Origin of the sequence: Aliidiomarina haloalkalitolerans (assembly GCF_003987315.1) — a bacterium.
GTDB classification, from domain to species: Bacteria; Pseudomonadota; Gammaproteobacteria; order Enterobacterales; family Alteromonadaceae; genus Aliidiomarina; species Aliidiomarina haloalkalitolerans.
Genome location: NZ_PIPI01000019.1, coordinates 1 through 2,511 on the forward strand (window position 1 = coordinate 1; position 2,511 = coordinate 2,511).

General features: G+C 52.0%; 3 protein-coding genes. All 3 read left to right on the top strand.

Annotated features, from left to right (window positions below; all coding sequences use genetic code 11):
* Positions 1-88 precede the first annotated feature (88 nt).
* Positions 89-391, top strand: coding sequence for an IS66 family insertion sequence element accessory protein TnpA (gene tnpA, locus CWE06_RS12265; protein ID WP_126794740.1), 303 nt, complete (start codon positions 89-91; stop codon positions 389-391).
* On the top strand, positions 388-744 hold the full coding sequence (gene tnpB, locus CWE06_RS12270) for an IS66 family insertion sequence element accessory protein TnpB (RefSeq protein ID WP_126794743.1): 357 nt from the start codon (positions 388-390) through the stop codon (positions 742-744). Before tnpA ends, tnpB begins: the two co-directional genes overlap by 4 nt.
* A gap of 114 nt (positions 745-858) precedes the next feature.
* Entirely contained in the window at positions 859-2,421 is a 1,563-nt protein-coding gene (gene tnpC / locus CWE06_RS12275) for an IS66 family transposase (protein WP_126794745.1), read from the top strand.
* Positions 2,422-2,511: the final 90 nt, after the last annotated feature.

Consider the following 2,511-nt stretch of genomic DNA (forward strand, 5'->3'; position numbering starts at 1 on the left):
AAGGTAAGCGTAACGTCAACCACACCTATTCAGCCATAGTTTGAAACCATAGGCTACCACCAGGTTTATCTTAAAAGGTGATAGCACTATGAGTCGAGTACATCGAACCCGCGAGCAATGGCGTGAGCTGATTGCTGAATTTGAGCAAAGCGACCTTAGCCAGAAGCAGTTTTGTGAGCCGCTAGGCATCAACCCCGCGTACTTTAGTCAGCGTCGATTAGAGTTGCAACGCGAAGCGGAAGACAGTAATTCCGGGTTTGCTCTGGCGGTGCCGCAGTCAGTCAACTCACAACAAACACTCCAGCTACGTATTGGCCAAACTGAGTTGGTGTTGCCGTTGTCGGTGTCACCACGCTGGGTGGCCCAACTGGTCAAAGAGCTCAGCGCATGAAGATGTTCGTTGAGCCGCCGGCTATCTATTTGCACAAAGCGCCGGTGGATTTTCGTAAAAGCATCAATGGCTTAAGCGCCATTGTTGAGAGCGAAATGGCGCTCTCGCCATTCAGTGGTGCGCTGTTTATCTTTTGCAATCGTCAGCGCGATAAACTCAAGGTCTTGTACTGGGACAAAACAGGCTTCTGCCTGTGGTATAAGCGCCTGGAAAAGGCCAAGTTCAAATGGCCCCGCAAGATGCCCGGTAGCACCATCACGCTGACTGAGCAGCAATGGGCATGGCTCTTAGATGGCCTCGATATCACCTTAATGAAAGGCCATCAACCGCTGCATTTTAGTTCGGTGACCTGATCGTATTTGGCCATATAGGGATCAAGCATAACAGCAAATTATCGATCACCAATCGGTCTAAAAAACGCCTTATTTATAGCGGCTTAGCGCTGATTCATGCGGTATAATATCCGCATGAAAAAGACTGATACCAACACACTTCCAAACGACGTTGAAGCCCTCAAAGCAATGCTGCTTGAGCAGCAGGCTGAGACGGCTCGATTGCAGCAAGAAAGTGAGCGCTGGAAGCGTGATTTTTATCAGCTACTGGAAAAATGGCAATTAGAGCTGAAGAAGCGCTTTGCTGCCAGCACCGAAGGCTTGCCTGGCCAAGGTGACCTGTTCAACGAAATCGAAGACATCCTCCAGCCTGACGAGGATGAGGTGGCTGCCGAGCAGCATATCGCCTACACCCGTAAAGTCGGTCGCCGTGCCCGTTTAGATGCCTCACTGCCGCGTAAAGAAGTCGTTCACGACATCAGCGACGATGAAAAAACCTGCGAGTGCTGCGGCACTGATATGCATCGCATGGGCGAGGATGTCAGCGAGAAGCTCGATTTTATCCCTGCCAAGGTGCAAGTGATTCGCCATGTACGGCCGAAGTACAGCTGCCGCACCTGCGAGCAACACGGAACCGAGACGAAGATTAAGCAGGCACCGATGCCACCGAGCATGCTGCCCAAGAGCATTGCTACGCCAAGCCTGCTCGCTCAAATCATCACGGCCAAGTTCCAGTATGGCTTGCCGCTGTACCGCCAAGAAACCATGTTCAAGCAGTTCGGTGCGGACATCAGCCGCCAGACCATGAGCCGTTGGTTGGTGGCGGTGAGTCAAAAGCTTGAGCCGCTGTACCAGCGCATGCATGACTTATTGGTGCAACAGCCGGTGCTGTGGGCAGACGAGACAACAATCAAAGTCATCCAGTCGGAGAAAAGCAAATCCTACATGTGGGTGTATGGGTGTGGCGGTGACAAACCGCCACCTGATAGTACCTCACCATCACCCAACATCGTGCTTTATGACTATCAGGATGGTCGTGCTGGCTCGCATCCTAAGGACTTCCTGCAAGGCTATCGCGGGCCCTTGCAAGTGGATGGCTATCATGGCTATGAGCAAACCGAGGCCAATCTTGCGGGTTGCTGGGCACATGCAAGGCGCAAGTTCATGGACGCCAAAACCGTGCAAGGGAAAAAGAAAACCGGCAAAGCGGATATGGCAATAGCCTTTATCCAAAAGCTGTATCGCGTTGAAAAACGCATGGCCGACAAATCGGCAGAGGAACGCTTAAGCGCTCGCCAAATAGAATCGATGGTTATTCTGAAAGACTTCAGAAAATGGCTGGACACGCAGGCCATGCACGTGCCACCGACCAGTATTATCGGCAGGGCCGTGCAATACACCCTAAACCAGTGGTCAAAACTGCAAGTATATTTAACCGACGGGCGCATCAACATCGACAATAACCGAGCCGAGCGCGCCATCAAACCGTTCGTGATAGGCCGCAAAGCCTGGTTGTTTGCTAACACCCATGGCGGCGCCGATGCCAGTGCGGTGCTTTACAGCCTGGTGGAAACCGCAAAGGCCAACGGCCTCGAACCGATTGACTACCTGATAAGTCTGTTCGAGCAATGGCCGCTTATCAAAGACAGCGACGACATTGATCACCTGCTGCCTTGGAATATCGAGCTCACACGCTAGCGTCAATTATCTTGACCGGCTGCATGGCCAACAAAAGTGATCCACCTTAGAATAAAATCATGGTCAACGTGTGCTACTAGCGACGCTTAC

Bases quoted from the DNA above. Each gene is read 5' to 3' on its own strand.
- tnpC (WP_126794745.1), top strand. From the start codon at position 859: ATGAAAAAGACTGATACCAACACACTTCCAAACGACGTTGAAGCCCTC.
- tnpB (WP_126794743.1), top strand. From the start codon at position 388: ATGAAGATGTTCGTTGAGCCGCCGGCTATCTATTTGCACAAAGCGCCG.
- tnpA (WP_126794740.1), top strand. From the start codon at position 89: ATGAGTCGAGTACATCGAACCCGCGAGCAATGGCGTGAGCTGATTGCT.